The 24,400-nt window shown below is 31.1% G+C and carries 26 protein-coding genes and 1 riboswitch; of the genes, 22 read left to right on the top strand and 4 right to left on the bottom strand.

Translation table 11 applies throughout. The features are described from left to right. The first annotated feature begins 21 nt into the window (after positions 1-21). Positions 22-196, top strand: a riboswitch (cobalamin riboswitch). A 360-nt stretch (positions 197-556) separates the two neighbouring features. The 19 genes from cobT (at position 557) to CUEA01_RS12375 (ending at position 17,333) form a co-directional block, all read left to right on the top strand. Next, entirely contained in the window at positions 557-1,624 is a 1,068-nt protein-coding gene (gene cobT, locus CUEA01_RS12465; RefSeq protein WP_234121934.1) for a nicotinate-nucleotide--dimethylbenzimidazole phosphoribosyltransferase, read from the top strand. After that, positions 1,621-2,151, top strand: coding sequence for a bifunctional adenosylcobinamide kinase/adenosylcobinamide-phosphate guanylyltransferase (gene cobU / locus CUEA01_RS12460; protein ID WP_234121933.1), 531 nt, complete (start codon positions 1,621-1,623; stop codon positions 2,149-2,151). The genes cobT and cobU overlap by 4 nt, the downstream gene beginning before the upstream one ends. Continuing rightward, entirely contained in the window at positions 2,148-2,894 is a 747-nt protein-coding gene (gene cobS, locus CUEA01_RS12455) for an adenosylcobinamide-GDP ribazoletransferase (RefSeq protein ID WP_234121932.1), read from the top strand. The genes cobU and cobS overlap by 4 nt, the downstream gene beginning before the upstream one ends. After that, entirely contained in the window at positions 2,885-3,463 is a 579-nt protein-coding gene (locus CUEA01_RS12450; protein ID WP_234121931.1) for a histidine phosphatase family protein, read from the top strand. The genes cobS and CUEA01_RS12450 overlap by 10 nt, the downstream gene beginning before the upstream one ends. Positions 3,464-3,533: 70 nt before the next feature. Beyond that, positions 3,534-4,301 carry a sirohydrochlorin cobaltochelatase gene (locus CUEA01_RS12445; protein ID WP_234121930.1) on the top strand — a complete coding sequence of 256 codons (768 nt, stop codon included), beginning with the start codon at positions 3,534-3,536 and terminating at the stop codon, positions 4,299-4,301. A gap of 25 nt (positions 4,302-4,326) precedes the next feature. Next, positions 4,327-5,787: a cobyric acid synthase gene (locus CUEA01_RS12440; RefSeq protein WP_234121929.1), complete on the top strand. Its 1,461-nt coding sequence runs from the start codon at positions 4,327-4,329 to the stop codon at positions 5,785-5,787. Continuing rightward, a complete protein-coding gene (cbiB, locus tag CUEA01_RS12435; protein ID WP_234121928.1) occupies positions 5,784-6,731 on the top strand; it encodes an adenosylcobinamide-phosphate synthase CbiB in 948 nt (315 codons plus the stop codon). The genes CUEA01_RS12440 and cbiB overlap by 4 nt, the downstream gene beginning before the upstream one ends. Next, positions 6,715-7,755 (top strand): pyridoxal phosphate-dependent aminotransferase, encoded by a 1,041-nt coding sequence (locus CUEA01_RS12430; protein ID WP_234121927.1) that lies wholly within the window; start codon positions 6,715-6,717, stop codon positions 7,753-7,755. Before cbiB ends, CUEA01_RS12430 begins: the two co-directional genes overlap by 17 nt. Beyond that, positions 7,752-9,089 carry a cobyrinate a,c-diamide synthase gene (locus CUEA01_RS12425; RefSeq protein WP_234121926.1) on the top strand — a complete coding sequence of 446 codons (1,338 nt, stop codon included), beginning with the start codon at positions 7,752-7,754 and terminating at the stop codon, positions 9,087-9,089. Before CUEA01_RS12430 ends, CUEA01_RS12425 begins: the two co-directional genes overlap by 4 nt. A gap of 8 nt (positions 9,090-9,097) precedes the next feature. After that, positions 9,098-9,700: a precorrin-8X methylmutase gene (locus CUEA01_RS12420; protein ID WP_234121925.1), complete on the top strand. Its 603-nt coding sequence runs from the start codon at positions 9,098-9,100 to the stop codon at positions 9,698-9,700. Beyond that, positions 9,697-10,761, top strand: a complete 1,065-nt coding sequence (gene cbiD / locus CUEA01_RS12415) for a cobalt-precorrin-5B (C(1))-methyltransferase CbiD (RefSeq protein WP_234121924.1) — start codon at positions 9,697-9,699, stop codon at positions 10,759-10,761. Before CUEA01_RS12420 ends, cbiD begins: the two co-directional genes overlap by 4 nt. A gap of 2 nt (positions 10,762-10,763) precedes the next feature. Next, complete coding sequence (gene cbiE / locus CUEA01_RS12410) at positions 10,764-11,360, top strand: precorrin-6y C5,15-methyltransferase (decarboxylating) subunit CbiE (RefSeq protein WP_234121923.1); 597 nt, start codon at positions 10,764-10,766, stop codon at positions 11,358-11,360. Beyond that, a complete protein-coding gene (cbiT, locus tag CUEA01_RS12405) occupies positions 11,347-11,898 on the top strand; it encodes a precorrin-6Y C5,15-methyltransferase (decarboxylating) subunit CbiT (RefSeq protein WP_234121922.1) in 552 nt (183 codons plus the stop codon). Before cbiE ends, cbiT begins: the two co-directional genes overlap by 14 nt. Continuing rightward, positions 11,895-12,554 carry a precorrin-2 C(20)-methyltransferase gene (cobI, locus tag CUEA01_RS12400; protein ID WP_234121921.1) on the top strand — a complete coding sequence of 220 codons (660 nt, stop codon included), beginning with the start codon at positions 11,895-11,897 and terminating at the stop codon, positions 12,552-12,554. Before cbiT ends, cobI begins: the two co-directional genes overlap by 4 nt. Beyond that, entirely contained in the window at positions 12,547-13,302 is a 756-nt protein-coding gene (cobM, locus tag CUEA01_RS12395; protein ID WP_234121920.1) for a precorrin-4 C(11)-methyltransferase, read from the top strand. Before cobI ends, cobM begins: the two co-directional genes overlap by 8 nt. After that, positions 13,299-14,249 (top strand): cobalt-precorrin 5A hydrolase, encoded by a 951-nt coding sequence (gene cbiG, locus CUEA01_RS12390; protein ID WP_234121919.1) that lies wholly within the window; start codon positions 13,299-13,301, stop codon positions 14,247-14,249. Before cobM ends, cbiG begins: the two co-directional genes overlap by 4 nt. Positions 14,250-14,251: 2 nt before the next feature. Then, positions 14,252-14,971, top strand: coding sequence for a precorrin-3B C(17)-methyltransferase (gene cobJ / locus CUEA01_RS12385; RefSeq protein WP_234121918.1), 720 nt, complete (start codon positions 14,252-14,254; stop codon positions 14,969-14,971). Further along, entirely contained in the window at positions 14,968-15,651 is a 684-nt protein-coding gene (gene cobK, locus CUEA01_RS12380; protein ID WP_234121917.1) for a precorrin-6A reductase, read from the top strand. The genes cobJ and cobK overlap by 4 nt, the downstream gene beginning before the upstream one ends. Positions 15,652-15,848: 197 nt before the next feature. Then, the gene (locus CUEA01_RS12375; RefSeq protein WP_234121916.1) at positions 15,849-17,333 is read left to right on the top strand and encodes a methyl-accepting chemotaxis protein; all 1,485 of its coding nucleotides are present in this window, start codon (positions 15,849-15,851) and stop codon (positions 17,331-17,333) included. 29 nt (positions 17,334-17,362) lie between these two features. Here the strand turns inward: CUEA01_RS12375 and CUEA01_RS12370 are convergent, their stop codons facing one another. The 3 genes from CUEA01_RS12370 to CUEA01_RS12360 all read right to left on the bottom strand — a co-directional run bounded on the left by CUEA01_RS12370 (position 17,363) and on the right by CUEA01_RS12360 (position 19,543). After that, positions 17,363-17,569: a helix-turn-helix domain-containing protein gene (locus CUEA01_RS12370; RefSeq protein ID WP_234121915.1), complete on the bottom strand. Its 207-nt coding sequence runs from the start codon at positions 17,567-17,569 to the stop codon at positions 17,363-17,365. A gap of 11 nt (positions 17,570-17,580) precedes the next feature. Beyond that, complete coding sequence (locus CUEA01_RS12365; RefSeq protein WP_234121914.1) at positions 17,581-18,039, bottom strand: DUF2975 domain-containing protein; 459 nt, start codon at positions 18,037-18,039, stop codon at positions 17,581-17,583. 151 nt (positions 18,040-18,190) lie between these two features. Beyond that, complete coding sequence (locus tag CUEA01_RS12360; protein ID WP_234121913.1) at positions 18,191-19,543, bottom strand: MATE family efflux transporter; 1,353 nt, start codon at positions 19,541-19,543, stop codon at positions 18,191-18,193. Positions 19,544-19,715: 172 nt separating this feature from the next. Here CUEA01_RS12360 and CUEA01_RS12355 point away from each other — a divergent pair, with 172 nt between their 5' ends. Next, positions 19,716-21,059, top strand: a complete 1,344-nt coding sequence (locus CUEA01_RS12355) for an aminotransferase-like domain-containing protein (protein ID WP_234121912.1) — start codon at positions 19,716-19,718, stop codon at positions 21,057-21,059. Positions 21,060-21,081: 22 nt separating this feature from the next. On the opposite strand, the gene CUEA01_RS12350 is transcribed toward CUEA01_RS12355, so the two are convergent. Beyond that, the gene (locus CUEA01_RS12350) at positions 21,082-21,951 is read right to left on the bottom strand and encodes a hypothetical protein (RefSeq protein ID WP_234121911.1); all 870 of its coding nucleotides are present in this window, start codon (positions 21,949-21,951) and stop codon (positions 21,082-21,084) included. Positions 21,952-22,091: 140 nt separating this feature from the next. Here CUEA01_RS12350 and CUEA01_RS12345 point away from each other — a divergent pair, with 140 nt between their 5' ends. Together CUEA01_RS12345 and abc-f are read left to right on the top strand one after the other, a co-directional pair. Beyond that, positions 22,092-22,319, top strand: coding sequence for a hypothetical protein (locus CUEA01_RS12345; protein ID WP_234121910.1), 228 nt, complete (start codon positions 22,092-22,094; stop codon positions 22,317-22,319). 371 nt (positions 22,320-22,690) lie between these two features. After that, positions 22,691-24,394, top strand: a complete 1,704-nt coding sequence (abc-f, locus tag CUEA01_RS12340) for a ribosomal protection-like ABC-F family protein (RefSeq protein WP_234121909.1) — start codon at positions 22,691-22,693, stop codon at positions 24,392-24,394. Positions 24,395-24,400 lie beyond the last annotated feature (6 nt).

Genomic DNA, 24,400 nt, shown 5'->3' with positions numbered 1-24,400 from the left:
ATAGTAACATCTAAATTATAATTGAATAAAGTGGTTTTAGGTATTTTATATTTAAATGGGAAAGTGGTGAAAATCCACTGCAGCCCCCGCTACTGTATACGGGAACGAATCCAAAATTACCACTGGCATTTTTGCTGGGAAGGTTGGAGGAGAATGATCCGTGAGTCAGGAGACCTGCCTAAAATAACAGTATTGCCTCGGAGGGAGGTAAAGTATTATGGACATACCAGTTCAAATAGAGAAATTAGAAATGAAAAATCAGAGTACAGATGACGGAGTACAGTTAAGGTTGATTTACCTTTCGCGCTGCTTAGGTAAATCTTAAACTTAAATGTTGTCAGCTTCGCTGAGCACCATGTATGGCGCGATTGCGCAGCAATAAAGAAAATAAGTTTTTAGATTTTCTGTAGCAAAGTGGAAAAAAATCATCCTTCACTGTACTCCGTCATCTGTACTCTGAATAAATTAGTTTGTCTATCAACAAGTGTTAATTTGTTTACAAAACTCCGAGAATATCGGGGTTTATTTTTTTGCTTTAGGAGGTGTTTGTTTAAAAATGGAAAAATTAAATCAGTGTCTTAATTCAATAGAACCAAGTGATAAAGAAAAAGAAAAATTGGCTATGAAAAATATAGATAATTTAGCAAAGCCACTTGGAAGTTTAGGAACTCTTGAAAATATAGTTTCTAGGGTAGTAGGTATTACAGGTAAATTTGATTATGAGATAAAAAAGAAAAATATCATAGTAATGTGTGCAGATAATGGGGTTGTAGAAGAAGGTGTTAGTACGTGCCCCAAAAGTAGTACAGCAGTGCTTACAAATAATTTAACTAAGGATGCTACAGGTGTTATGATTTTATCTAAATTTACAAATACAGGAGTAACAGTTGTAGATATAGGCGTAGATGCAGTATTTCATAATCCTAAAATTATAGACAAAAAAGTTGCAAGGGGTACAAGGAATATCGCAAAAGAACCAGCTATGACAGGGAAGCAGGCTATTAAAGCTATTGAAGCCGGAATTGAAATTGTAGATGAACTTTGCAAAGAAGGCTGTGACCTTTTTGGAACAGGAGAAATGGGAATAGGAAATACAACTACAAGTGCAGCGGTTTTAAGTGTGCTATCAGGCCTACCCGTAGAGGTAACAACGGGGAAAGGGTCTGGTTTAACAGAAGCACAATTTATAAATAAAAAAGAAATAATAAAAAAAGCTATAAGTATAAATTCACCAGATAAAAATGATGTGATTGATGTTTTAGCAAAAGTCGGAGGTTTTGATATTGCAGGACTTTGTGGATGTTTTTTAGGAGCTGCAAAAAATAAAAAGCCAATTGTAATTGACGGCTTTATAGCTTTAGCGGCTGCATTGTGTGCTGTAAGACTAAACAAATATGCAAAGGATTATATGTTCCCATCACATTTATCTGATGAGCCTGGAGCAAAATATATGCTGGAGGAAATAGGTTTAGAGCCAATGCTAAATTTGCATATGAGACTTGGAGAAGGTTCTGGCTGTCCACTTGCCTTTCAAATAATTGAAGCTGCCCTTTATACACTAAATAACATGCCAACCTTTAAAGAAGCGGAGATTAATTCAAAGGATTATGTGGACATAAGATGATAACTTTAGTTACGGGTGGGGCAAGGAGCGGAAAAAGTTCCTTTGCAGAAAATATTTATAAAGGTAAAAAAGATGTAGTGTATATTGCAACATCAAGGGCAGAGGATGTTGAGATGAAGGAAAGAGTAAAAAAACATAAAAGTGGAAGACCGGATTTTTGGAGAACCTATGAAGGAACTTATGATATAGAAAAAGCAGTTGGCAGTGAGGAAAATTATATTTTAGATTGTATAACCGTGCTTACCTCTAATGTAATGTTTGATATGTCAAAAGATTTAGAAAGAATAAGCGGTGAGCTTGAAAAAAATATAGAAGATAGGGTTGTAGAAATAATTGAAAAGCTTATTAAAAAAAGTGCAGATAAAAATATTGTTATGGTAACAAACGAGGTTGGGAGTTCTATAGTACCTGAAAACCATATTGCTAGGGTTTTTAGAGATATTGCGGGAAGGGTAAACCAAAGAGTTGCAGCGCTTTCAGATGAAGTGTATGTGGTTTTTTGCGGAATTAGTCTTAAATTAAAATGATAAAGGGACTTATTGCTGCACTTCAATTTTTGACAAGAATTCCCGTAAATATATCTGTAGATTTTAATAAGAAAAACCTTTCAAAAGCAACTTTTTTCTTCCCATATGTTGGCATGCTTATAGGTTTAATTGCAGGAATAGTAGGATACTATATGAGGCTTTTAGGTGGAGATGAAATTGGAGCTGTTTTTGCAGTACTTGCTTTAGTGGTTGTAACAGGTGGACTACATATAGATGGTCTTTCAGATACTTCAGATGGATTCTTTTCTGGAAGAAGCAAGGAGAGGGTGCTTGAAATAATGAAAGACAGCAGAACTGGTACTTTTGGAGTTGTTGCTGTTGTTATGGATTTACTTCTTAAATTTGTAATTATATCAAAGCTTAGAACCTCAATGTTTATACCATCTCTTATGCTGGCCTCTGGAAATGCAAGACTTACTGTAGTTATGCTAATGGCTTATATGAAAAACGCAAGACCCGGAGGTATGGGGAGTATGTTTTCTGATAGTAAGCCTCAAAAGTATTTTTATGCAGCACTTATAATTTATCTGATAGTTATAATATTTGGTTTTGGGTTAAAGTTTTTAATACCTTTAGGGATTGCCTTTATAACTTCAGGACTAATAACTTTAAAAGCTTATAAAACTATAGGTGGACTTACAGGGGATGTTTATGGAGCTAATATAGAAATATGTGAAATAGTAAGCTTGTTTACATTTATGGTGGCATCAATATGGATATAGTTTTTATAAGGCATGGTGAAGCAGAAGGAAATACAAGAGGTGTATATCATGGGAGACTTGATTTATCTTTAACCTTGGAAGGCAAAAAAGCAGCACTAAAGGCAGCAGAACTAATTAAAACTGCTGACTTTGATGGAATTTATATAAGTCCACTTAAAAGAACAAGGGAAACTGCAAAATTTCTCGGAGTAAAGGGAGAAATTGATGAGAGGCTTTTAGAAAGAAATTTTGGTGTATTTGAAAATTTGAGCTATAGAGAAATTTTGAAAAACTACCCTAAAGAAGCCGAAGAATGGGAAAGGGATTTTGTAAATTATAAAATACCAAAAGGTGAAAGCCTAAAGGAAGTTTTTGAAAGAACTAAGGAATTTATAGAAGAAAAATCACAGGAGAAAGACAAAATACTAGTCGTTACGCATGATGGAGTTATAAGATGTGCACTTACTTCAATTTTTAATGCACCTGAGCAGTTTTTTAAATTTAAAATAGATTATTTAAAGTTAACACAAATTACAATAGATGAAGGTTATAGTTATATAAAAGCTATAAATTCTGTTGAAATATATTAAGGCAGCCTAAAGAAAATATGAAATAAAACTTTCGATTATTTTTTGGATGCCTAAGCTGGAGGAGAACAAAGTGAAAAAAGCAATACTTGTTGTTAGTTTTGGAACAACTTATGCAGATACTAGAAAGCTTACGATAGAAGCTGTAGAAAAGAAAATAAAAGATGAATATATGGATTATGAAGTAAGGAGAGCGTTTACCTCAAAGGTAGTTATAAAAATCCTTAAAAATAGGGACGGAATATTTGTAGATACACCGGGAGAAGCACTTGAAAAACTTTATGAAGAAGGTTATGAAGTAGTATATGTGCAGCCACTTCATTTAATACCAGGCAGTGAATACAATGCTTTAAAGGAACTCACTGAAGAATTTAAAAGAAAAAGTTTATTTAAAGAGATTAAAATAGGAACACCAGCTATTTATAAGCGCAAGGACTATGAAAGCATAATAGAAGTAGTAAAGGATATAGTAGAAGGAAAAAAAGCAGTGGTTTTTATGGGGCATGGGTCTTATCACTATTCAAATGCTTGCTATTCAGAACTTCAAACTTCTCTTTGGGATAAGGGCTATAAAAATGTATTTATAGGAACCGTGGAAGGTTATCCATCTATAGAAAATGTACTAAATTGGATTAAAGAAAACAATATAAAAGAGGTAACACTTGCACCATTTATGCTGGTAGCAGGAGATCATGCACAAAAGGACATGTGTGGTGAAGAAGATTCCTGGAAGAGCATTCTTGAAAAGCAAGGTATAAAGGTAGATATTTATCTTCATGGACTTGGAGAATTGGAAAAGTTTCAGAAAATTTATTTAGAACACTTAAAAGAAATAATATAAACCAGAGTATGGTGGAGGTGATAAAATGTCAAGCATAATGATTCAAGGTACGGCTTCTTCAGCAGGTAAAAGTTTGATTTCAACGGCACTTTGCAGGATTTTTGCAAATGATGGTTATAAGGTATGTCCTTTTAAATCACAAAATATGTCACTCAATTCCTATGTCACAATGGAAGGACTTGAAATGGGAAGAGCACAAGTGCTTCAAGCGGCGGCGGCAAAGGTTGAACCGGCTGCATACATGAACCCAATACTTTTGAAGCCAACCTCTGATAGAAAAAGTCAAGTTATTATAAATGGAAGACCGTATAAAAATATGGATGCAGTAGAATATTTTCAATTTAAAACAAAGCTAAAGACCATGATAAGTGAAACCTATAAAAAAATTGAAGAAAAATTTGATTTTGTTGTTATAGAAGGTGCGGGTAGTCCTGCGGAAATTAATTTAAAGGAAAATGATATTGTAAATATGGGCATGGCAGAAATTGCAGCTTCTCAAGTGTTACTAGTTGCAGATATAGATAAAGGTGGAGTTTTTGCGGCTATATATGGTACAGTCATGCTTTTAGAGGAAGCTGAAAGAAATAGAATTAAAGGCATAATAATAAATAAATTTAGAGGAGATAAAGCTATTCTTCAAAGTGGAGTTGATATGATAGAAAAGCTTGTAAACATTCCTGTAGTTGGCATAATTCCATATATGAATGTAAAACTTGATGAGGAAGATGGTGCTTCTGAAATAAAAAATTCTGTAGGTGGAGCTGTTCAAGTATCAGTTATAAGGCTTCCAAGAATATCAAATTTTACAGACTTTGATGCCTTTAAATTTGATGAGGATGTTACAATAAATTTTATAACTTCACCACTTGAAATTGGAAAGGCAGATATTTTGATAATTCCAGGAAGCAAAAATACTATAGAAGATTTAAGATGGCTAAAAAGCTCTGGCTTTGATTATGCAATAAAAAAATTTGATGGAATTGTTTTTGGTGTATGCGGTGGATATCAAATGCTAGGCAGAAAAATAGTAGATGTTGAAGGTTGGGAAGTAAAGAAAGGTGAAGTTGAGGAAGGGCTTTCAATTTTTAATACAGAAACTTATTTTGAAGGTGAAAAAATAACTCAAAATGTTGAAGGTACTGCACTTGGTTGTAAGGTTTATGGATATGAGATACATTCAGGAAGGACAAGTGGAAATAAAAAGCCTTTTGTGAATATAAAAAAGAAAACTGGGGAAATGGTGAACTATTTTGACGGAGATATGTTACTAGATAAATATTATGGGACCTACCTTCATGGCATATTTGATTCTAATGAATTCAGGGCAAAAATATTAAATAGCATAAGAAGAAAGAAAAAGCTTGAAGAAAAGGTCAGTGCAGATTTAAGGGAAAAGAGAGAAGAAGAATTAAATAAACTTGCAGCGATAGTTAGAGAAAATATAGATATAGAGTATGTGTACAAGCTTTTAGGAGAGGGAAAATGATAGATTTTTTAATAGCTTTAATATTAGATTTTTTAATTGGCGATCCATATTTTCTTCCACATCCAGTAAAACTTATGGGCAATATAATAAGCTTTGAGGAAAAAAGTGTAAGAAAACTTGCTAAAAGTAATAAAATGTTAAAATGCTTTGGCGGAAGCATAGTTCTTATAAATTTAATTTTAGCCTTTTTAGTGCCATATGTAATACTTAAAATTTTAAAAAATTATAACCTTGCCTATCATATTGTAAACACATATTTTTTATATACCTGCATTGCAGCTGGGTGTCTTCAAAGAGAAGGTATGAAGGTGGCTAAGGCTTTTGAAAAAGGAATAGCTGAAGCAAGATTAAGACTTTCTTTTATTGTTGGTAGAGAAACTAAAAATCTAAGTGAGAGTGAAGTAATAAGAGCAGACGTGGAAACAATAGCAGAAAATACTTCTGATGGAGTTATAGCCCCAATGCTTTATGCAGCAATTGGTGGAGCACCTTTAGCCTTTTTATATAAAATGGTTAATACAATGGATTCAATGCTTGGATATAAAAATGAAAAGTATCTTTATATAGGCTTTTTTCCTGCAAAAACAGATGATGTTTTTAATTTTATACCAGCACGTTTAACAGGCGTTTTAATGTGCATTGCTTCAATATTTAGATTTGATGCTATAAATGGTCTTAAAATTATGCTAAGAGATAGAAAAAATCACAAAAGTCCTAACTGCGCTTATCCAGAAGGAGCTGTTGCAGGACTGCTTAAAGTTCAACTTGGTGGAGATAATGTTTATTTTGGCGAAGTGATGAAAAAGCCTAAAATAGGAGATAAAAAGAGAGAACTTGAAATAGAAGATGTTAAAAGAACTGTTGAAATAATGTATAGAGCAGAAATTTTATTTGCAATAATTTATTTTGTTATAGGAGGTATTTTTAATGTTTCATGGTGGTGATACCTTTAGTTATAAAGGCAAATTTAATGGGAAAATAATTGATTACAGCAGTAATATAAATCCAATGGGACCTCCAAAAGCGCTTAAAGCTGAACTTTTAAAGGCTTATGAAGAGCTTACTAGCTATCCAGATATTCAATATAGAGAGCTTAGACACAATATTGCAAAATATTTAAAATGTGATTATAGAGAAGTAATAGTTGGTAGTGGTGCAATGGAGCTTATAAGTAATATGTGCCTTTTATTTAATAGAATTGTAGTGTTTGTTCCATGCTTTGGAGAATACATAAAAAGACCAAAAGTATTGGGAAAAGAAGTAATAACATTAAAAATGGATGAGAATTTTAAAATTACTTTTGACAGCCTTAAAAATACTTTGAGAAAAGATGATTTGCTTATTTTGGGAAATCCCAATAATCCTACAGGACTTAGGATAGAAAAAGAAGTTCTTTTAAAGCTATATGAAATTGTGAAAGAAAAAGATGCATTTTTACTTTTAGATGAGGCTTTTTATGAATTTTGTCCAGAGGATTATGACAGCATTGAACTCTTTAGGGAGGAAGAAAAGGTATGCGTAGTACGTGCGGCAACCAAATTCTTTGCACTTCCAGGAATACGACTTGGTTATGCATTTGTAAATGAAACTTTTAGAGAAAAATATATAAAAATAGAAAGTCCTTGGAGTGTAAACTCATATGCAAATGCAGCAGGAAGGGTAATATTTAAGGATAAAGCCTATATTGAAAAAGTAAAAAGAGAAACGGAAAAAGAAAGAAATTTTATGTTAAATAAGCTTTCAAATATAAATTGGATAAGGTCATTTGAAAGTCATACAAATTTTATTCTCATAAAGCTTTTAAAAGGTGAGGAAGATGAAATTTTCGATAAGCTTATTTATAAGGGATTTATGATTAGAAAGGCTTCCAGTTTTGAAGGCCTTGATAAAACATATATAAGGCTTGCGGTAAAGGACAGAGAAAGCAATGAAGCTTTAATAAGAGCTTTAGAGGAGATAAAGCTATGAAAGGAATAATGATTACAGCACCAAGTAGTGGCAGTGGTAAAACAACTATAACCCTTGGAATAATAAGAGCACTTTTAAATAGGGGCATTGAGGTATCTGGATTTAAAACGGGACCAGATTATATAGATACTGCTTTTTTAAAATTAGCCTCAAAAAAACAGGCGGGAAATTTGGATATGCATTTGCAAGGAAGAGAGGGTATAAAAAAATCAATAGCCCTGGCGGAAAGTCAAACTATAGTAATAGAGGGTGCCATGGGATACTTTGATGGGATTTATAACACCTTTGATAATTCAAGCTATGATATAGCAAAAGAGCTTAAGGTAAATGCAGTGCTTGTATATACTCCAAAGGGAGAAATGTTCTCTGTAATTCCAAAGCTAAAGGGCATGGCAGAATTTCAAGCTTCAACTATTAAAGCTGTAATTTTAAACCGAGTATCAGAAAAAATGTATAAAATGCTAAAGGAGCAAATAGAAAAATATACGGAGCTGGTGGTACTTGGATATATACCTAAAATAGATGAAATAGAAATAAAAAGTAGACATTTGGGACTTATTCAAAGCAGTGAAATAGAGGATATAGAAGAAAAAATAGAAAAAGCTATGGAAGCTGTAGAGCAAAATATAAATATGGAGCTTTTAATTAAGCTTATGTCTAATATTAACTGCTCTGCAAAATTTAAATTTCCAAATAAGAAAAAAATAAAAGTAGCAATAGCTTTAGATAAGGCTTTTTCATTTTATTACAGCGAAAATATAAAACTTTTAGAAAGTTCCGCGGAAGTTGAATATTTTTCCCCATTAAGTGATTTAAAACTTCCAAACTGTGACTTATTATATTTTGGCGGTGGATATCCTGAGGTATACAGAGAAAAGCTTTCAGAAAATAAAAATATGCTAAAAGCTATAAAAAATTTTGGAGAAGCTGGAGGCTGCATTTATGCAGAATGTGGTGGCTTTATGTACCTTATGGAGGCTATAGAGGATAGTAAAATGGTTGGGCTTTTTAAAGGAAAAAGTATGCTTACAAAATCCCTTCAAAGGTTTGGCTATATAGATATAGAATTGGAGAAAAGCTGCATGCTTGGAGAAAAAGGTGATAGTTTAACAGCTCACGAATTCCATAAATCAATAACAGAAATAAATGAAAAGGCTGTGTTTAGTATAAAAAAGACTATGGGAGATAAGGCTTGGAAATGTGGTTATAGCTATAAGAATGTTCTTGCTGGTTATCCCCACATAAGTTTTTTAGGAAATTTAAAAGCCTTTAATAATATGTTAGCCTTTGCTGAAAAAGCAAGGAACAAAGGAGATGGAAGGTCTTGTATATAAAAAATCCTATGTTAATTGAAAAAACGAGCATGGAAATAATAGATGAAGAGATAAAAAATAATAATTTTAAAGAAGAAGAAATTCCAGTGGTAAAGAGAATGATTCATACCACAGGTGATTTTGAGTATAAAAACATAATTAGTTTTAAAGGTGAAGCCGTAAAGCTTGGAATAGAGCTTTTAAAAAATAAAAGTAAAATTTTTACGGATACACGCATGGCTTGGTCTGGAATAAATAAAAAAGCTATAGAAAAGTCTGGCTCTAAGCTTTTGTGTTATATAGATGATAAAAGAGCCTTTGAAATGGCCAAGGAAAGAGAAACCACAAGATCTTCCGCCTGTGTTGATATTGCAGTTTCAGAGGGAGCAGAAATTTTTGTGGTTGGAAATGCACCAACTGCGCTTTTTAGACTTGGAGAGCTTATAACAGAAGGAAAAGTAAAGCCTAAGCTCATAATCGGAGTACCTGTTGGCTTTGTTGGAGCGGCAGAATCAAAGGAATATATACGAAATTTTGATGTACCAAGTATAACTACAATAGGAACAAAGGGAGGAAGCAATGTGGCAGCTGCTGTAGTAAATGCACTTTTATATATGGCGGTGGGAAGATGAAGGAGCTGTATGTTGTAAAGGAAGGTAAAAAGCTAAGATGCGGCTATACTACAGGAAGTTGTAGTGCAGCGGCAGCAAAAGCAGCAGTAAGTATGTTTATTAATAAAAAGCTAATAAATAGAGTCAAAATAGATACACCAGCTAATATAGTTTTGGAGCTTGAGGTTATGAAGCCTGTAATAAAGGAAGATTATGCAGAGTGCTGTATAGTAAAAGATAGTGGTGATGATCCTGATGTCACGGATGGTATTGAAATTTATGCAAGGATTTCAAAGCGTAAAGATAACCTAATTACTATAGATGGTGGAGAGGGTATAGGTAGAATTAAAAGAAAGGGGCTCTTTGGAGAGATTGGCGAAGCGGCTATAAATCCTGTACCAAGAAGGATGATAGAAGAAGAAGTAAGAAAGGTAACCGAAGAAGGCTTTGATATAGTTATTTATGCACCAATGGGAAAATTAATTTCAGAAAAAACCTTTAATAAAAATATAGGTATTGAAGGTGGAATATCCATAATAGGTACTACTGGAATAGTTGAACCAATGTCTGAAAAAGCACTTTTAGATACTATATACCTTGAAATAGATACTGTATATAATGAAGGACTTAGAGAAATAATTTTATATCCAGGCAACTATGGTGAAAAAATGCTTGAAAGCTTAAAGCTAACAGGTAGAAAGGTTAAAATTTCAAATTATGTTGGAGATGCAGTGCTTTATTCAGTTTACAAAGGGTTTAAAAGTATAACACTGCTTGGACACATAGGTAAGTTTTCAAAAATTTCTGTTGGAGCCTTCAATACTCACAGTAAGGTTTGTGATGTAAGGATGGAAGCTTTTGTTTACTATTTAGCACTTAGAGGTGCAAAACTAGAGCTTTTAGAAAAGGTCAAAAATTGCATTACAACAGAAGAAGCCTTAGAGCTTGTTTATGAAAATGGCTTTAAAATTGCAATAGAGGATATGAAAAAAGGAATTGAAGCTAGAATAAGAAAGTATATAAAAAATGATGAAGTGAAAGTAAAAATATATATGTATTCAATGAAGTATGGGGTGCTTTAATTATGATAAGGGTTGTTGGAATGGGACCAGGAAATATAAAATACTTGTCAATTTATGCCTTAGATATAATAAAAACTTCAAAGCATTTAGTTGCCTTTGGTAGGCTTTCAAAGGATGTGGAAAAGGTAGGGATAAAGACTCAGGCTGTAAATACTGTAAAAGAAGTTTTAAATATAATTAGTAAAGAAGAAAATGTAGATATACTCGCTTCTGGAGATCCGGAGTTCTATGGAATAGTTGAATATTTAAAAAGAAATGGTGTAGAAATAGCTGAGGTTGTACCTGGAATATCTTCTTTTCAATATATGATGGCAAACCTTCAAAAAAGCTGGCAGAAATTTAAGTTTATGAGCCTTCACGGTAGAGAGGAAGATATAAAACAAATAAAGCAGGGTAAGGATTTTGTTATTTTAACAGATAAAATTAACACTCCCAAAGAGATATCAAGAAAACTTTATGAACTTGGAGTGAGGGGAAAAATTTATGTGGGTTTTAATTTGTCCTATGAAAATGAAAAAATAATAACTGGGAGAATAGGAGATAGTATTGAAGATATTTCAAAGCTTTCTGTGGTGGTGATAGAAAATGAAATGGATTAAAGACGAAGAATTTTTAAGAGGAAAGGTTCCCATGACAAAATTTGAAGTTAGGACAGCAGTGATGGGTGCTTTAGAAATAGGTGAAGATGATATTTTAATAGATATCGGTGCAGGCACAGGTTCTATAGCTATTCAAGCAGCACTTTTTGGAGCTGAGGTTTATGCGGTAGAGCACAAAGAAGAAGCAATAAATTTAATTAAAGAAAATAATTTTAAATTCAAGACAGAAGTTAAAATTATAGAAGGAGAGGCTCCGGAAAAGCTTTCAGAAGTGAAAAGGTATAACAAGGTCTTTATAGGAGGCAGTAGTGGAAAGTTAGAGGAAATTTTAAACTGTGTAAATAAAAATATAGAAGCTGGAGGAATTATTGCAGCTAATTTTATAACTATGAATAATTTAAATACCTTTTTAAATTTTATAAAAGCAAATAATTATGAGGACATAGATGTAAAACTGATACAAGTATCTTATATGGACAGGATAGGGCTTTTGAAGGCAAATAATCCTGTATTTTTAGTTAGGGGGAAAAAACCATGAAAAAAATATATGGAATTGGAGTTGGACCAGGTGATAAAGAACTCATAACACTTAAGGGCTACAGACTCATAAGGGAAGCTGATGTAATCTTTGCCCCCAAAAGCAAAGGCATAAGCACGGCTTTAAAAATTGCAGAAGAATTTATTTCTGACAAGAAAATAGTAGAACTTGAATTTCCCATGGGTGAGGATAATAGCAGTAGATATAAAGAAGCGGCAGAAATAATAAGAAAAACAAGCGGAGAAACAGGAGCTTTTTTAACCCTTGGAGATCCAATGGTTTACAGTACCTTTATATATCTTTTAAGTGAATTGGATAAAATTGGAGTTAACGCAGAGGCTATACCAGGGATAACTTCCTTTGGAGCAGCTTCAAATATAACAAAAACTCCACTAACGCTTAAAGGGGATAATTTTTATCTTTGCGATGGAGAAATTAATTTAGATATATTAAAAAATAGTCAAAGTGTAGCTGTGCTTAAAACCTACAAAGATAAGAAAAAAATACTTTCAATACTTGAGGAAAATGGTTTTGAATATGTATATGTAAAGCGCTGCAGCACGGAAAATGAAGTTATTTTACGAGATAGGACTGCAATTTTAGAAGATAAGGATTACTTGTCCTTAATAATTGGAAGGAGAAGGAACAATGGTTAGTTTTGTTGGAGCGGGTCCTGGTGATGTAGATTTAATAACTATTAAAGGAAGAAAAAAAATTGAAGCAGCAGAGGTTGTAATATATGCGGGATCACTTGTTGCAAAGGAGCATATGAATTTTTGTAAGGCTGGTGCGGAAATTTATAACAGTGCAACAATGACACTTGAAGAGGTTATTTTTGTTATGAAAAAGGCCAATGAGGAAAATAAAAATGTAGTGCGTTTACATACAGGAGATCCAAGTATATATGGTGCCATAAAGGAACAAATGGATAAATTAACGGAGCTTAAAATAGAATTTGAAGTAATACCAGGTGTTAGCTCTTTTACAGCTAGTGCGGCTGCTATAAAAAGGGAGTTTACACTTCCAGGAATTAGTCAAACGGTTATAATAACTAGAATGGAAGGAAGAACACCTGTACCAGCAAAAGAAAGCTTAGAGCTTTTGGCAGCACACAAGGCATCAATGTCAATATTTTTGTCGGCGCAAAGTATTGAAGCTGTTGTAGAAAAGTTAAAAGAAGGGTATGAGAGAGAGGATGTGCCTATAGCAGTTGTGTACAAGGCAACTTGGGAAGATGAAAAAATAGTTGTTGGAACACTTTTGGATATAGTTTCTAAGGTTAAAGAAGCAGAAATTAAAAATTTTGCACAAATTTTAGTTGGAGATTTTATTGATACGAATTATGAAAGATCAAAACTTTATGACCCTACCTTTGCACATGGTTTTAGGGAGGCTTCAAAATGAGAATTGCAGTGATTTTTTTTACAGATAAAGGTGAAAAAATTGCTCTTAAAATAAATAAAGCTATAAAAGAAAGTGTGATTTTTAGAGGCAAGTCAGATATTAAAAATATTTTTGAAAACTACCAGGGCATAATTTTTATATCTGCAGTTGGAATAGCAGTGAGGCTTATAGCACCATATTTAAAGTCAAAAGTAAAAGATCCAGCAGTAGTTGTTGTAGATGATATGGCTAGATTTTCTATAAGTCTTTTGTCAGGGCATATAGGTGGTGCAAATGAACTTGCATTAAAGGTTTCAAGCTTAATAAAAGCAGAACCTGTAATAACAACAGCATCAGATGGAAGGGGTATTGAAGCACCAGATTTGTTTGCAAAAAAGTGTGGGCTTTTAGTTGAAGATATGGAGGCATTAAAAGATATAACTTCAATTATGGTAAATGGAAAACCAATAGCTTTTAAATCAGAAGTAAAGGAAAAAATAAACTATGGTGGTATAGTAGAAGAAGATTATGAAGGAGCTATATATGTTACTTCAAGGGAAAGCATAGAAGAAAAAAAGCCATATTGTATTTTAAGACCTAGAAATTTAGTACTTGGAATAGGGTGTAAAAAGGGAAAAACAATGGAGGAAATTTTAAGTTTTATAGCTAACATTTTTAAGAAGAATAATTTAAGTATAAAAGCTATTGGACTTATATGTAGTATAGACATAAAGAAAAATGAAAAGGGAATAGTAGAGCTTTCAAAGAAGCTTAAATGTGATTTTAAAACTTTTTCTGTAGAGGAAATTAAAACAGTAGAAGATAAATTTGATAAAAGTGCTTTTGTAAATTCCAGTGTTGGTGTTAGCTCTGTTTGTGAACCAACGGCATATCTTGGCAGTGGGAAAATAGTAGTTAAGAAAACTGCACAAAATGGAGTTACAATTGCAGTTGGAAGGAGAGAATAGCTGTGGCAAAACTTTATGTAATAGGAATAGGTCCAGGAAGTATAGACAACATGACGTTAAGGGCTGTAAAAGCAATAGAAAAATCGAAAGTTGTTGTTGGATATAGTTTTTATATAGAAATTTTAAAGGAACTGCTTGAGAAAAAAGAAGTAATAAGCACTGGTATGAGAGGCGAAATTGAAAGATGCAAAATTGCAATTGATAAGGTCAGGGAAGGAATTGATACAGCAATAATAAGCACAGGGGATGCAGGACTTTATGGAATGGCAGGCCCTATTTTAGAACTTGCTTCTGATATTGAAGTTGAAGTGATTCCAGGAGTGACAAGTGCCTTTGCAGGGGCTGCTGAAATTGGAGCACCAATAATGCACGATTTTTGCACTATAAGTTTAAGTGATTTATTGACACCATATGAATTAATACAGGAAAGAATAAAATGTGCAGCAAAAGGTGATTTTGTAATAGCAATTTATAATCCGAGAAGCAAAGGTCGTGAAAATTATTTAAAAAATGCAGTTAAGCTTATTATGGAGTATAAAAGCCCTAATACACCTGTAGGAATAATTAAAAATGCAGGTAGAGCTGAAAATGAGAAAATTGTAACTACTCTTTCAAGTATAGATTACGAGTTTGTAGATATGAAAACCGTGGTCATTATAGGAAATAAAAATACTTATATTAAAGCTGGAAAAATGATAACGCCAAGAGGCTATAAAATATGATTTGGATAATAGGGGGAACCTCTGAAGCCGTTGAATTTGTAAAAAGGATAAAAAATAAAAGGAAGTATGTAATAACAGCAGCTACAATTTCTGAAAGAGAATTTTTAGAAGATGAAAATTTAATAATAGGCAGAATGGATGAGGCCGATATGGAGATGTTTATAAAAAAGTACTCTGTAGATACAGTTTTGGATATGTCGCATCCTTATGCTGTTGAGGTTACACAAAATGCAAAGGAGGCTTCTAAAAATTGCGGAATAAAATATAAAAGATATGAAAGACCAAAAGCAAAATATAGTTATAAAAATTGTATTTACCTTACTTCATTGGAGGCTTGCAAAAATTACTTAAGCGACCTTAAAGAAATAAGTGGAAGTGTATTTTTTACAACTGGATCTAAGAATATAAAGGATTTTGAAACTGTACGAGGCAGCAATCGATTTGTATATAGAGTTTTACCGGCTGCTAGGAGTATTAAAATTTGCAATGAAAATAAGGTTAAAATGAAGGATATTGTCGCTGCACTTGGTCCTTTTAGTGAGGAAATAAATATAGCTTTATTCAAGGAATATGCTGCTGAAATTGTAGTTATGAAGGATAGTGGCAAAACAGGAGGAACTTTAGAAAAAATAGAAGCGTGTAAGAAACTTGGTATTACTGCAATTGTGATTGGAAGATAAGCTCATATAAATTTTCTTTTAAAACATAGCCTTTTATTTAAATAAAGGAATAATTGCATTTATGGAGAATTATTAATTTAATGTAAAAATATTATAAGTTATCACTAAAGCAGATATGTAAGGAATATAGAGAATATTTATATCAACTTAATGTAAATTTAATATGTATGACTTATAATAAAAGCGGAGGGGAGCTTATGATGAATAATTGTGAAAATAAATTTGAAACCTCAAGAATTAATAAAATCAATTTTAGGATTTTATGGAGTGTTTGTATTATATTAGGTATTGAACAATTAGCGCTTTATAAAGGAGGAGCAATTAAGGTTACATCCATAATAATGGGATTAGCTGTAGTAGGAACAATTGTTTATTTATGTCCTATTAATAATTCAATTAAAGGATTAATTATATGCCTTTTACCATTGTACATGTGCATGTATTTGGATTATTTATTTAAAGGATCGGCTATAATGCTTTTGACGTTTTTGGGCGGATTTGCAATGAGTACTTTATATTTTAAGGATAAAATTGTTATTATATATGCTATAATCATGAATATTTCATTGACAATATTTTTTATAATCTCACCTAAAGGTATGCTTGGGACTAAGGCTGCTATAGACCAGTTTATTCAAATAGTATTCATAATAGATGCTATAGTTGTTATTTTATATTTTCTCACAAAATGGGGAAATGGATTAGTTAACTCGGCAGTAGAAAAAGAAAAGAATTCAACTGAGTTATTAGAAAAGCTGCAAAATACTATGTCTCAAATTGAAAAAAGTACTAAGATACTAAGTAATGGAATTTCAAATTGCAATGAAAATATAACTATAACTGATAATGCAGGTAAAAATATTTGGAGTGCAGTTGAGGAAATTGCTAAGGGCGCTGGAGTTGAAGCAGGTAATGCTGCTAATATAAGTGTAGCTGCTAAAAATGCTGTAAGTGTTGTTAAAGAAACTAGCAATATGTCTAAGGAAATGAACAAAAATATAAATGAAGTAAATGATGTGGTTAAAGATGGGTTAGGCGAAATAAAAAACATGACGAGCCAAATGGAGACTGCTAGTAAGGCAATGCAGTCGGCATATTCTACTGTAAATGAATTGAATAGTAGTATCACTAAAATTAATGAGTCTTTAAATTTAATAGTTGAAATTTCAGAACAAACTAATTTGCTATCATTAAATGCATCAATAGAAGCAGCTAGAGCAGGAGAAGCGGGAAAAGGGTTTGCTGTTGTAGCTTCAGAGGTTCAGAAATTAGCAGATGCTAGTGGAGAAGCAGTAAGTAAAATATCACATATAATTTCTACTATAAATCAAAAATCTTATGAAACTTTTAAAGTTGTTGAGGAAGGAAATATTGCTATAAATAGTGGAAAAGAAACCGTTGAAAAAGTTTGCTTGGATTTTGAAAAGGTGGATAAATCTTTTAATAAAATAAATACTATTATGGTAACAGAACATGAACTCATAGATAAAATACATAATACATTTTCGGCAATAGAAAATCAAATTTCAGAAGTTGCAAGTATTTCACAGGAAAATGCTGCTTCTACGGAAGAAATATCCGCAGAAGTTGAAGAACAAAGCAGTAAGATATCAAATATAAAACAATCAATTTTAGAATTGGACAACTTATGCAAAGAATTAGAAACAATTAAGCTTGAATAATTTCGATATTTTAACTGGTATAGCCATATTTAATCTTCAATGTATTCAAGCAAATCGCCAGGTTGACATTTCAATTCACGGCAAAGTGCATCCAGTGTTGAAAAGCGTATTGCCTTGCCTTTATTATTTTTCAATATTGACAAATTAGCAGGAGTTATGTCGACTTTTTTAGATAGTTCCGAGAGAGAAATTTTACATTTTGCCATTGCTACATCTAAATTAACAATTATAGCCATAGTAGCCTCCTTTAAATTGTAAGGTCATTTTCAGTTTTTATTTTCAATGCTAATTTAAATATCTCAGCTAAAATTAAAGACAAACATCCTAATATTATATAAATAAAAATAGAAGCATTTATGCTAAAACCAAAAAAATCAAAAATTGTTGGGGAATTTTTTGGATGGTCAATAATACTAACTATACCTAAAAAGAAAATGCATTTACTTATATTTTTAAACTTTTTTATGTTTTTTTCAGAAAAAGGATTTCTATTTATTATTGTACAAACGATATTTCTTAAATCATAAAGTAGAAATAAAAATGTACCAAATACTAAAGCTCTAATAAAAGTATACGTTATAGCATGTGCAAGTGATTCATTACTAAAGGTAATAATTGAGATTGTTATAAAGAAAAGAAATGTTAATATCATTAATAGGCTTAAGCATGCTCTTAAAAATTTACATACCGACTCACTGTTATCCATTATTATACTTCCTTTCAAAATTTAATTATATTGAAAGTATAACATGCTGTTTATCGTTTTTCAATATATTTTTTATGAATATCAATAAAAAAGTAGGAATAGATATTTTTCATATTTTAAGTTGGTTAAGTTTCACAGTGGTTTATTTTTATCATAAGCTAGCACGTTTTTGAGGAGTGTAATTTTGATGTTTATCTGAAGTATACCTTAAATAAAAGAAAAATCTTATTGCAAATCCAGATAGCCAGCCAGCCGGGATTCCAAACCATATACCGCTTAATCCAATTTTGTGAGATAAAAATATAGATATAGGAAGCTGAATACACCATAAGGATACTATAGTTGAAATCATTCCAGCAACAGAATTTTTAGTACCAAGCAAAAAACCATTAGTTACATTCATAGCTGAATATGCTATATAAAATAAACCAACTATCGTAAGATAGCCCATTCCTATTTTAATGACGGACATGTCTTTTACAAAGAGACTCATCAGTTGTTTAGAAAATAATATGACTATTAAAGAAATAATTGTGCAAATAACAGAGCCGATTATAAAGGTTGAAATATATCCTTTTTTAACCCTACTAGGTTTATTTGCACCTATATTTTGAGCTGTAAAAACAGACAAGGCATCACCTAAGTTAGCTGCGGGCATTTGTGCAAAGGAATCTAGTTTTGAAGCGGCTGCAAAGGCTGCCATGGAAGTTGCACCAAAACTATTTATTAAAATTTGATTAATTAGTATACCACCAGATAAAAATAGTTTTTGAAGTGCAGCAGGTAAACCTATTCTTAGGCTTAATTTAAGTATATTCTTATCAAAACATACATTCTTTATATTAAATTTAAATTGAGAATAAAATTTATTAAAATAAATAAAAATTCCTATGAAGGAAAAACTTTGAGATAATATAGTGGCTAGGGCAGCTCCAGAGGCTCTAGATTTTAAAAGAGTTATAAAGATTAAATCTAAAATTATATTTATTAAGGTTGAAGCCATTAAAAAGTACAAAGGTGTTTTTGAATCACCAATGCCTCTTAAAATGCTGCTTATAGCATTGTAGCCAAAAGATGAAATGGTTCCAATAAAAAGAATTCTAAGAAATATGGTTGCTTCAGATAATATTTCTTCTGGAACATTGAAAATAACTAAAATGTATTTGCTGAATATAATCCCTAAAGTAGTTATTAATAATGATAAAATAAATAAAAATATATATGAAGTATCAATGGCTTTTTTTACTTTATAAGTATCTCTTGCACCGTAATATTGTGCAATTAGAATGTTTGTACCGAGGGTTAGACCCATAATTATGAGTAAAATTGCAAAAGTTATACTAAAACAGGAACTTACCACAGCTAAAGCATTTTTACCTAAGAAATTTCCAACAATAATACTGTCAATTGTATTATATAGTTGCTGAAACAAGTTACCAAGTAATATTGGTAAAGTAAATTTTAATATGACTTTATGTTCACTTCCAACAGTTAAATCCTTCATAATAATTTCTCCTTAAGTTTCACAATGGTATATCTTTATTTATAGTGTAAGACATAAGAAGAAAGTAAGGCAATGATAGAAATTTATGGCTGGACTAGTACAGATTGAATTTAAGCAAGTTTACAAATGTCAGAAATTAAAGATATTATAAGATGTGAGGGGTGGAATTGCTTTGACAAAATATGAAGCTATTATAAATTATATTAAAAGTGAAATATCAAATTGTAATATAAAATCAGGTCAAAAATTACCGTCAATAAGAAATGTTTCTGAAAGGTTTAGTTGCAGTAAAGCAACAGTGGTTAAGGCTTATGATTTAATGGAGAGGGAACATATTGTCTATTCAATAGCTAAAAGTGGCTATTACCTTGTTGAGAGCAATTTCAAAGCGGAAGTTAAAGAAGATGATGCTAAAGTAGACTTTGCAACAGCTGCTCCAGATGAATATATATTACCATATGAAGAATTTCAGCATTGCATTAATATGGCAATGGATTTATATAAAGATAATCTCTTTAATAATTCAAATGCGGAGGGGCTGCCCAGTTTAATCAACATTGTAATAAAACAGCTCCAAAATTATCAAGTTTTTGCAAGTAGGGAAAATGTATTTATAACCTCTGGTGCTCAACAAGCAATAAATATACTAACAATGATGGATTTTAATAATGGACGGAGAAAAGTGCTTGTAGAACAGCCAACATATCATGGAGTTTTAAAATCCTTAGAACTTAATCATGTGGAGACTATTGGAATTAGGAGAATATATGAAGGAATAGATTTTAATGAACTTGAAAATATATTTAAGTATGAAAATATAAAGTTTTTTTATACCATACCTAGGTTTCATAATCCAACAGGTTTTTCATATTCAAATAGGAATAAGAAAAGAATACTTGAGCTTTGTAAAAAATATGATGTATATATAGTTGAAGATGATTACCTTTCTGATTTAGAGGTAAATAAAAAATCAGATCCAATTTATGCCTTTGATATGGATTCAAGAGTCATATATTTAAAATCATATTCCAAAGTCCTTCTTCCTGGACTTAGAATTTCAGCAGCCGTAATCCCAAGTACACTTACAAAAAATTTTAGAGAATATAAGAAGTGGAATGATTTAAATACATCTGTGCTTGCGCAAGGTGCTTTAGAGATTTATATAAAAAGTGGCATGTTTGATGAAAATATTAAAAAATTTAAAGAAGTGTATACTGAAAGAATGAAGTATCTCAGTGAAGTAGTTAAAAACTATGGTAGCAAGAAGATAAAATGGCACATTCCAAAGTCCGGTTTTTTTGCAAGCTTTGAATTAAATGACAATATAAATATAAATTCTATTATTGAAAATTTAAAACTAAAAAATATATTAATGGCTGATACATCTAAATTTTACTTAAGCAATAGTAGTAAAAAAATTATGAGAATTAGCGTGAGCAGAACTAATCCCCATAAAATAAAAAAAGGTATTTTGGAAGTTATAGAGGAAGTAGAAAAGGCTGGTATTAATAATTAATTACCCGTAATATTTACATTTATTACAACAGCCCTTTATTAAAGGGGCATCTAAAACAATTAGAATTTATGTGGTTACGCCTTTGCAAACACTTGTTTACATCTATTACTATGGGCTGCCAATTTCCGCTGTTGTCTTTTACAAATTGGCCAACTTGAACATCATTACCATTAGTCAGCTGAAAAAATTCAATTTTGTATTCCTTACCATCTGTACCTAAAAAATAAACATTTTTAACATATCCTTTTTGCTCAATTGGATGCATTACTTTTATAAGCTTACACCAATCACCATAGGTTATGTTTACATAGCTTTCAGCATCGTGAGACCATCCATGATATGCGGCACATAAAAAGTCTTCTCCACGTATATCTATATCAGAAATTTTATAGTTTTTACCATCCATTTTTAAATACATAAACCCATAATAGTAAGCGAAGCTTGTATTGCCATTTGTAGAGGGTTCTATTGTTTCAATTTCAAAAAAATATTTATAGTTATCTTTAGGTGTAGTTGAATTAGTTAGGTCATTGAGTTTTACTAAATTTATATGTCCAATATCATTGAAGGTTTTCAAATATTCTGAGTATGGAAAACTATTTTGATATTCTTTCGTAAAAAAATTATATGAAATTGGGTATGGCGCTTTTCCATCACCAATACTCCCACAGCCACCTTTTGATATACTTTCTGCTTCACGGAGTATGCTGAAGTAATTTAAAATTGTATTTTCTGGTGAAGAAAATAAATAGTCAGGTAGTGTTATTTTTGTATAATCTGCATTTGAGTATTTATCATAAAAAGTATAGTCGAAATATCTTATGTTTAATGCAGGGTATTTTGAGGGTCTAAAATATCGTTCATTGATTTTAAAAACATCATATTCATCCAAAATTTATACACTCCATATTAGTAATTCATAATAGTAATATATTCAGTTTAAGCATAAAGTGGGTAAAGAATTTATTGATGTATATTAGCTTTAAATTATAAATATAATGTATAGAAGTTTTTTTAGAGAAGGGAATATACATGATTTATTTTAGAAATCCATATGAAAATTATGAAATGAGGGCTTTGAATAGTGTAAAAATTGTAAAACAAAAACTTATTCCAGAGAAATTCACTATAGAGTATCCGTTTATTCCAAATGATAATAGTGATAAAATTTTCTTAAAAATAAACAATTATATTATAGATGAGGTGAGCAAACTTTTTAAAAGTCAGGTTTTACTCCCAATCAGTAGACTTAGCTTATAAGAATGATTGACATTTATAATAATACTTGTTAATATGTACATGTAAATAAATATATTGGAAACTAAAATATTGATATAAATTTTGAGGTGTGAAATGAGCATAAGTGTTTTTTAACTATTAATTTAATATAGATATGAGGAATATAAAATTTATTAAAGTGCATACTGTGATTTCATTTTGTTTTTTGACAGCATAAATGAGTTTATTTTGTGTACATTAATTTAGAATTTTGCTTACTTGTATCTAAATAATGTTAAAAAGCACTATTCACATTTTATATAAAATTTAATTATATATAAATATATGGTTATTAAATTGTGAAGCAGCGGTTAAGCTGTTTTTTTTATACCCCAAATTAAGGAGATGGTATTTTGAGGATATACTTTAAAGAATTAAGTAAAAGTTATTTGGAACAAAAAGTATTTGAAAATTTGCAAGGAAGTATAAATGAAGGAGATAAAATAGGAATTGTAGGTATAAATGGAGTTGGAAAATCAACGCTTGTAAAAATTATAGCGAATAAAGAAAACTGTGATTCAGGAATAGTCAAAAGAGAACCTTCAAATATAAAAATAAAATATGCTATGCAGGATATTTGTATAGAAGAGAGCAAATTGGTAAGTGAAATTTTACTAACTAATAATTTAGGAATAAAGATTAAAAAGTTATTAAATGAACTTAATTTAGAAGAAAAAATTTTAGAAGAAAAATTTGAAAATTTAAGCGGTGGGGAAAAGACAAAAATAAAATTAATAAGTACGTTATGTGGTGATTTTGATTTCTTATTTTTAGATGAACCAACAAATCACCTTGACATGAAAGCTACAGAATGGTTAGAAAAGCATTTGAGAAAATTAAATAAAACTATAGTTATTGTGGCTCATGATAGATATTTTTTGGATAATGTAGTCAAAAAAATATGGGAACTTACAGATAAAGGATTAAAAATATACGAAGGGAATTATACTGATTATGTTAATCAGAAAGACATAGAGGTGAAGACACAGACTAGAGAATATGAAAATCAGCAGGATAAAATAAGGAGTTTGGAAAAAATCATTAGTGATAGGACAGAGTGGTTTCATAGGGCACATGACGCTGCTGGACAAAGTGATTTTTTGAGGGCAAAGGCAAAAAAACAAATGCAGGTTGTAAAATCAAAGGAAAAAGAACTTGAGAAGGTAAAAGAAAATGCAGTAGGTAAACCAAAAAAGGATATAGCAGCAGCTTTTAACATAATAAATAGAAATATAATTAATATGAAAACAGCAAAGTATCTTATAAAGGTAGACAATCTTAGAAAAAGCTTTGGAGAAAAATTAATATTAAAAAATGAAACCTTTGAAGTTGAAAGAGGGGATAAAATAGCTTTAATAGGTGAAAATGGAACTGGAAAAAGTACTATTTTAAAAATGATAATGGGCTTAGACAATGAATATGATGGTGAAATAGCAGTGAATCCATCAATAAAGATAGGATATTTGTCTCAAGAATTTGAGGATATGAAACGTAGCAATACAATTCTTGATGAAGTGCTCCAAATAGGAACAACTAAAAATGATGCAAGAATGTTACTAGCATGTTTAATGTTTAGAGGGGAAAATGTTTTTAAGAAAATTGATGATTTGAGCCTTGGTGAACGAAGCAGAATTGCTTTTGCAAAGTTAATTCTATCAGGAGCGCAACTTTTAATTCTTGATGAACCTACAAATTATATGGATATAGTATCCTGCGAAAAAATTGAAGAAGTTATGCTGGAGTACCAAGGAACGATTTTAGTTGTATCACATGATAGATACTTTGTAAAAAAGTTAGCAAATAAAATATTTGAACTTAAAGAAAATAGAATATTTAAATTTGATGGAGATTATGATTACTATTTATCAAAAGCAAATCAAAAGGAAGAAAATAAGGAAAATTTAAAAATAAAGGATAGAATAAGAATCCTTGAATATGAGGTGACTTCAATAAATTTAAAAATTGACAGGATATTGGATTTGGATGAGAAACAAAGGTTAACGGATGAATTTATTAAAAAGTCTCGTGAACTAAATGAATTAAGAAATAGGGGGTAGTGGTTT

Source organism: Clostridium hydrogenum (assembly GCF_021432385.1).
Lineage (GTDB): Bacteria > Bacillota > Clostridia > Clostridiales > Clostridiaceae > Clostridium_S > Clostridium_S hydrogenum.
The sequence above is the reverse complement of the archived record's forward strand: the minus strand, read 5'-3'. Positions and strand labels throughout refer to the sequence as shown.

Bases quoted from the DNA above. Each gene is read 5' to 3' on its own strand.
- cobT (WP_234121934.1), top strand. From the start codon at position 557: ATGGAAAAATTAAATCAGTGTCTTAATTCAATAGAACCAAGTGATAAA.
- cobU (WP_234121933.1), top strand. From the start codon at position 1,621: ATGATAACTTTAGTTACGGGTGGGGCAAGGAGCGGAAAAAGTTCCTTT.
- cobS (WP_234121932.1), top strand. From the start codon at position 2,148: ATGATAAAGGGACTTATTGCTGCACTTCAATTTTTGACAAGAATTCCC.
- CUEA01_RS12450 (WP_234121931.1), top strand. From the start codon at position 2,885: ATGGATATAGTTTTTATAAGGCATGGTGAAGCAGAAGGAAATACAAGA.
- CUEA01_RS12440 (WP_234121929.1), top strand. From the start codon at position 4,327: ATGTCAAGCATAATGATTCAAGGTACGGCTTCTTCAGCAGGTAAAAGT.
- cbiB (WP_234121928.1), top strand. From the start codon at position 5,784: ATGATAGATTTTTTAATAGCTTTAATATTAGATTTTTTAATTGGCGAT.
- CUEA01_RS12430 (WP_234121927.1), top strand. From the start codon at position 6,715: ATGTTTCATGGTGGTGATACCTTTAGTTATAAAGGCAAATTTAATGGG.
- CUEA01_RS12425 (WP_234121926.1), top strand. From the start codon at position 7,752: ATGAAAGGAATAATGATTACAGCACCAAGTAGTGGCAGTGGTAAAACA.
- CUEA01_RS12420 (WP_234121925.1), top strand. From the start codon at position 9,098: ATGTTAATTGAAAAAACGAGCATGGAAATAATAGATGAAGAGATAAAA.
- cbiD (WP_234121924.1), top strand. From the start codon at position 9,697: ATGAAGGAGCTGTATGTTGTAAAGGAAGGTAAAAAGCTAAGATGCGGC.
- cbiE (WP_234121923.1), top strand. From the start codon at position 10,764: ATGATAAGGGTTGTTGGAATGGGACCAGGAAATATAAAATACTTGTCA.
- cbiT (WP_234121922.1), top strand. From the start codon at position 11,347: ATGAAATGGATTAAAGACGAAGAATTTTTAAGAGGAAAGGTTCCCATG.
- cobI (WP_234121921.1), top strand. From the start codon at position 11,895: ATGAAAAAAATATATGGAATTGGAGTTGGACCAGGTGATAAAGAACTC.
- cobM (WP_234121920.1), top strand. From the start codon at position 12,547: ATGGTTAGTTTTGTTGGAGCGGGTCCTGGTGATGTAGATTTAATAACT.
- cbiG (WP_234121919.1), top strand. From the start codon at position 13,299: ATGAGAATTGCAGTGATTTTTTTTACAGATAAAGGTGAAAAAATTGCT.
- cobK (WP_234121917.1), top strand. From the start codon at position 14,968: ATGATTTGGATAATAGGGGGAACCTCTGAAGCCGTTGAATTTGTAAAA.
- CUEA01_RS12375 (WP_234121916.1), top strand. From the start codon at position 15,849: ATGATGAATAATTGTGAAAATAAATTTGAAACCTCAAGAATTAATAAA.
- CUEA01_RS12370 (WP_234121915.1), bottom strand. From the start codon at position 17,569: ATGGCTATAATTGTTAATTTAGATGTAGCAATGGCAAAATGTAAAATT.
- CUEA01_RS12365 (WP_234121914.1), bottom strand. From the start codon at position 18,039: ATGGATAACAGTGAGTCGGTATGTAAATTTTTAAGAGCATGCTTAAGC.
- CUEA01_RS12360 (WP_234121913.1), bottom strand. From the start codon at position 19,543: ATGAAGGATTTAACTGTTGGAAGTGAACATAAAGTCATATTAAAATTT.
- CUEA01_RS12345 (WP_234121910.1), top strand. From the start codon at position 22,092: ATGATTTATTTTAGAAATCCATATGAAAATTATGAAATGAGGGCTTTG.